Genomic DNA, 4,928 nt, shown 5'->3' with positions numbered 1-4,928 from the left:
GGGCCTTGCCCCCCGCGCCCTTAACGCGCTTCTGCGGCTCAACGCCCACACCATATTGTATGTATCGTGCAATCCGGCCACGCTTGCCCGTGACGCGGCCCGGCTTCGCGGAGCCTACCGACTGGTGGAAATGGCGGCGGTGGACCTGTTCCCCCACACACCGCATGTGGAATGCCTGACCCTGTGGCAAAGCCTGTAAGGTCATGCACCACACATATTTCCGGGCAAAGTCATTGACGCGGCGCAAAAGCTGTGATAATTTACACAGCGTTGGGGTTTATAGCGTCTATCCCTTTAACGCGCGAGAACAAATGCCTGTTCAGCCGCCCCTGAGGGCAGCCGCAGCGCGGGAGGGGTCATGTCGTTCAAAGACTTTCTGAAGCAGCAGCAAAGCGGCCTTGAAGCCATGGCTAACACCGGGGTGATCGGGCTGCATCTGGTCAGCGGGCCTGCCGTGGGATTCGCCATAGGCTATGGCATTGATTACTGGCTGCACACAGGCCCCTGGGGCAAGCTGATTTTTTTGCTTATAGGCATCGCCGCCGGTTTTCTGAATGTTTACCGCGACACCAAGGCGCTGCTGAAAAAGATGGCAAGGCAGGACGCCTTGCGCAAGGGATTGGCCCCGCAAAACGAGGCCACAAGCGTTCTTCCCGGGGAGCAGGGCAAAACCGATGGCCGTGAACGGCAAAAAGAGCATGATACACAGCCTTGACGCCTGGCTTTGGCGGCGAGGGCTTGATCACCCGGCCGTGCGCGTCATGGTGCGCAATGAAATTCTGCTTGCTGCCGCTTTTCTGCTTGCCGGAGCGCTGAGTTTCACGGTACTGCCCTGGATATTCTGGTTTGGTGTGGGCCTGTCCATTATGGCCTGGACGTTCTGGGGGCTGGCACGATTTTTTTTACGTCGGGGCCTGGGCGATTACAGCACAGCTTTTTTGCGTATTGTGATTATCCAGTGGCTTGGCAGGCTTGTCATGGTGGGGGGCATCCTTTATATCTCCCTCATCGTCTATCAGGCTCCAGTGTTCGCACTTGTGGGCGGCATGCTGGCAGGCGGGCTGTGCGCCTTGGTCAGCTTTGCCTTGGCCGGGCGAGCCGCGCGACGCGACACCCCGTGACTAACGCTGCTTTTTAGTTAAGAATGTTATTGCACACTGCCCGCAACCCTCAGCCGCAGCCTCCCCATCAGGGCCTGTGCGCGGCGCGGAAATCCGGCGGCACCCCTTTGCGACCCGGCAAAAGCCTGATTCTGGGTGTGTGAAAATTCGTGTCCCTGCGCTACCTGCGGGCAGCCCGTCTGCCCAATGACGGCAGGGCCGAAACAAAATATTTTTGGGGAATGGCCTTAGGGCTTTACATCAACGTAGCGCCAAGGCGCGCATCGACCAGGAGGCATGGCTCATGGCAGGTGGTTTGCCGCATCCGGTATTGCTCTCCACATTTATGGGCATGGACGAAATCACCATCGGTGGACAGGTGGTGGAATTCAAACATGTGTTCTACTCCTGGGTCTGCATGGCTATCCTGTTTGCGGTGGCCTGGGTCCTGCGCAGACGCCTGACATTAGTGCCGGGCGGCTTGCAGAACTTTTTTGAAGCCCTGGTGGACACCATTGAAAACTTTATCATTTCCACCATGGGCGAGCATGGGCGCAAGTTTGTACCCCTGCTGGCGGGTATTTTCATCTACATTTTCGGCATGAACCTTATGGGCCTTGTGCCCGGTTTCGACGCGCCTACCGCCAACCTCAACACCACGGTCTGTATGGCCCTTTTTGTGCTGGTGTTTTATAACGCCGTGGGCCTTATCCGCTGGAAAACGCACTACATCCATCACTTCACCGGGCCTTCCAAGTTTCTTATTCCGCTTATGTTCCCGCTCGAAGTGGTATCGCATCTTTCCCGTCCGGTTTCACTTTCACTCCGTCTTTTCGGTAACATCCGGGGTGAAGAAATCGTTATGGTGCTGTTCTTCGTCATGGCGCCCATTTTGGGAACCCTGCCCATCTATGCGCTTTTCCTTCTGGGCAAGACCATGCAGGCTTTCGTGTTCTTCATGCTGACCATGTTCTACATCAAGGGCGCTCTTGAGGCTCCCGAACACTAGCCTTGCCGCGGGCGGCTCCGCCGCCCTCCGTACCGGGTGTCCAGCCCGGCGGCGTCTCCTGCCGGACGTAAAACAGGCACTCTATAGTGGGGAATGGTCGTAATGACCCAACAATACAACAGTGCAAGGAGTGTCTCATGCGTAAACTTCTGATGATCGCCCTGAACACCGTGGCCCTTCTGGGTATGGCTACCATGGCTTTCGCCGCCAACCAGCTTGATGCCTCGGCCCTTGGCTACACCTGCCTGGCCGCCGCCCTCGGAATCGGCATTGCCGCCTTCGGTTGCGGCATCGGCATGGGCCTTGGCCTGAAGGGCGCCTGCGAAGGCGTTGCCCGCAACCCCGATGTGAGCGGCAAGATCACCGGTACCATGATTTTGGCCTTTGCCTTTATCGAATCCCTGGCTATTTACGCCCTGGTTATCAGCTTCATTCTGCTGTACGCCAACCCCTACGCGTAAGGCCGGACAAGTTTTGACAAAAAAAGGAGGCTTCGGCCTCCTTTTTTATTTGCCTTTTCTCTTCCGCCTCGCATTACTTCGCGTACTGACCTTTCGCGCGGCCTTGCATACTATCAATTTACGAGGCCTGACGCACTGCATGCATACAGCCTGCTGGCGCATACACCCGCTGCCCTGCGCCTCTAGACAGTGTCGTCACGCGCGCCTTCCCCGGTAGCTCTGCGTCGAACTTCGCCTTTTATTCCGGTCGAGTTCCATAAGAGTACACTCCCTGCATAAAAGACTCGTTCTCCTTGATATACCAAGGAAATCCATCTCGTGACGACACTGTCTAGATCAGATTAACTTTCTAGATCAGATTAACTTTGAAATGCTTCACATTTCAAAGCTTTCATTCAGCCGAAAATGCGATTTTCAGATGAATCCACACCACATTGCGGCGCGCTGCACGTTCATGCAGCGTTAGAGCATTTACACTTTTTCAAAGTTAAAATGCTCTGGCCTTCCGCCTGTCCCTTCCAGCAACCGAACCACTAGAGCAGATTAACTTTGAGAATATACATTCTCAAAGTTGCACGCTCACTTCGGCGTTTAACCGCGCAGAGAAACTGCGCTTACGCCTCCGTAGCGAACGTCTGCTCACGCAGCCGCCCGAGCAATTTAAAAGTTAAATTGCTCTAATCCCGCCCCGTGCCAGGGGCCGCCAGGCACCGGCCAGCCCGGCCCGCCTGCTTGTGGCTTGTCAGGCATTATCGGGTATCGTCAGATATTGTCAGAAATTGCATTATCGGAAATTGTCAGGTACAGGCACGAAAATTTCAATTATTTTGCGCCCGCAGGACGTTTTAGCAAAGCTGATCGCCTTAAAAATAAGGGGATGCCCTGAAAAAACGGATCCCCAACAATCTGCATTGCGAAAATAATGACGAACCATGCGCAACCGTGCAGGTAAAGACCTGAAATATCGGTCTCCATTGGAGTAATCAGCGCATAAACGGCTTGTTTTCAAAGTCTTGGTCTTTTTTGGCAGCGCAGAACATATTCTGAGGCTTGGGGCTTAACCTTTGTACCCTTTTATAGTAGCCTTTTGATCACGAAAAATTCTTTTTGTAACATGCGCGCGTTTTCCCGGCCCAGGCCCGTGGCAAACGGCCACAACCCAAAAGGAACCAGCATGTAACATGCCTTTATAACAAGTAAAAAATGTAACTTAAAATTTACGCGCATGTTGGCTATCTTGTTATCATCACACTGGGGGGCAGCCATCGTCAATGGTTGTGCATGCAACCCAATAGCGCTAGATTGAGCGTGACATTGCCATAGCATAGGATTACGTATATTTTATATGCTCTTGGCAGTAACCATTGACAAAAGCAGCCCGGCTTGCACATTTGCTGATTTTTGATAGACACTTTATTTCACGAGACGACATCTTCCCGTTGACAAGCTCGCGGCTTTCAAAAGGTACTTTTATGGCTAACCAACCCAAAAGCAAACACATTCCCCGCGCAACCATCCAGCGGCTCGCCACATACGTGCAAGTGCTGGAAAATTTTTCGCGCGATAATGTAGAGGTCATTTCCTCCAACCCTCTGGCTGAGGCCTGCGGGGTCAACGGTTCGCAGGTGCGCAAGGACCTTGCCTACTTTGGCGAGTTCGGCATTCGTGGGGTAGGCTACCATGTAAAATCCCTTATCGCCGCCATCACCTCTTCCCTTGGTGTTGACCGCGAATGGCGCATGGCCCTCATCGGTGTCGGCAACCTCGGCAAGGCCATTCTTAACCACGGCGAATTCCGCGCCCGCGGTTTCAACATCGTGGCCATATTCGACTGCGACCCCTTCAAGATCGGCGAAATCGTCCACGGGCTTGAAGTCCACTGCACTCGCGACCTCAAAGACATGGTGTCTGACCTGAACATTGAGATCGGCATCATTACCACCCCGCCTGAAAGGGCGCAGCGGGCGGCCCAGCACCTTATGGACGCGGGCATCACCTCCATCCTGAACTTTGCACCCGCCCGCATCAAGGTTCCTGAACGCATCAATGTGGAATATGTGGATTTTTTCCACCATCTTTACGCCCTGGCCTTCAATCACCCCATGACCCGCTAGGGTTTTGGCCGTGCACCTGAAAAAATGCCGCTTGTTCCGGCCAGGCCGTTGTTATGACGCCCTGGCCTTTTTAACCTGCCTTGTACCGCCCCGCCCGGACTGCACCGGGAGCGACCTTGGCCGCTGCCTGCCTTTTTACGGCCCGGCCGGACTGTGCCTTGGCCTCACACTCGCCCTGCCCTGCTTTCTTTTATATTTCCTGCTGCGCCAGTCCCCTCCAGCCGATCTGCTGCTGTGCGCCGCG

General features: G+C 54.6%; 5 protein-coding genes and 2 pseudogenes. All 7 read left to right on the top strand.

Annotation, left to right across the window (positions count from 1 at the left end; genetic code table 11):
* A pseudogene (locus tag V6C07_RS10920) lies at positions 1-199 on the top strand (23S rRNA (uracil(1939)-C(5))-methyltransferase RlmD); the annotation flags it as partial.
* Between the two features lie 159 nt (positions 200-358).
* Positions 359-715, top strand: a complete 357-nt coding sequence (locus V6C07_RS10915) for an AtpZ/AtpI family protein (protein ID WP_333536510.1) — start codon at positions 359-361, stop codon at positions 713-715.
* Positions 699-1,121: a hypothetical protein gene (locus V6C07_RS10910; protein ID WP_333536509.1), complete on the top strand. Its 423-nt coding sequence runs from the start codon at positions 699-701 to the stop codon at positions 1,119-1,121. Before V6C07_RS10915 ends, V6C07_RS10910 begins: the two co-directional genes overlap by 17 nt.
* A gap of 283 nt (positions 1,122-1,404) precedes the next feature.
* The gene (gene atpB / locus V6C07_RS10905) at positions 1,405-2,109 is read left to right on the top strand and encodes a F0F1 ATP synthase subunit A (protein WP_333536508.1); all 705 of its coding nucleotides are present in this window, start codon (positions 1,405-1,407) and stop codon (positions 2,107-2,109) included.
* 137 nt (positions 2,110-2,246) lie between these two features.
* The gene (gene atpE, locus V6C07_RS10900; protein WP_015939256.1) at positions 2,247-2,570 is read left to right on the top strand and encodes an ATP synthase F0 subunit C; all 324 of its coding nucleotides are present in this window, start codon (positions 2,247-2,249) and stop codon (positions 2,568-2,570) included.
* Positions 2,571-4,042: 1,472 nt separating this feature from the next.
* Positions 4,043-4,684, top strand: coding sequence for a redox-sensing transcriptional repressor Rex (locus V6C07_RS10895; protein ID WP_015939258.1), 642 nt, complete (start codon positions 4,043-4,045; stop codon positions 4,682-4,684).
* Between the two features lie 10 nt (positions 4,685-4,694).
* A pseudogene (locus tag V6C07_RS10890) lies at positions 4,695-4,928 on the top strand (adenosylcobinamide-GDP ribazoletransferase); the annotation flags it as partial.

Source organism: Desulfovibrio sp. 1214_IL3152 (assembly GCF_036763055.1).
Lineage (GTDB): Bacteria > Desulfobacterota > Desulfovibrionia > Desulfovibrionales > Desulfovibrionaceae > Desulfovibrio.
Note: the sequence above shows the minus strand (reverse complement) of the source record. Positions and strands in the feature narration are given on the sequence as shown.

What these genes read in the sequence shown, in the direction of transcription:
- V6C07_RS10915 (WP_333536510.1), top strand. Translation starts at nt 359, where the DNA reads ATGTCGTTCAAAGACTTTCTGAAGCAGCAGCAAAGCGGCCTTGAAGCC.
- V6C07_RS10910 (WP_333536509.1), top strand. Translation starts at nt 699, where the DNA reads ATGATACACAGCCTTGACGCCTGGCTTTGGCGGCGAGGGCTTGATCAC.
- atpB (WP_333536508.1), top strand. Translation starts at nt 1,405, where the DNA reads ATGGCAGGTGGTTTGCCGCATCCGGTATTGCTCTCCACATTTATGGGC.
- atpE (WP_015939256.1), top strand. Translation starts at nt 2,247, where the DNA reads ATGCGTAAACTTCTGATGATCGCCCTGAACACCGTGGCCCTTCTGGGT.
- V6C07_RS10895 (WP_015939258.1), top strand. Translation starts at nt 4,043, where the DNA reads ATGGCTAACCAACCCAAAAGCAAACACATTCCCCGCGCAACCATCCAG.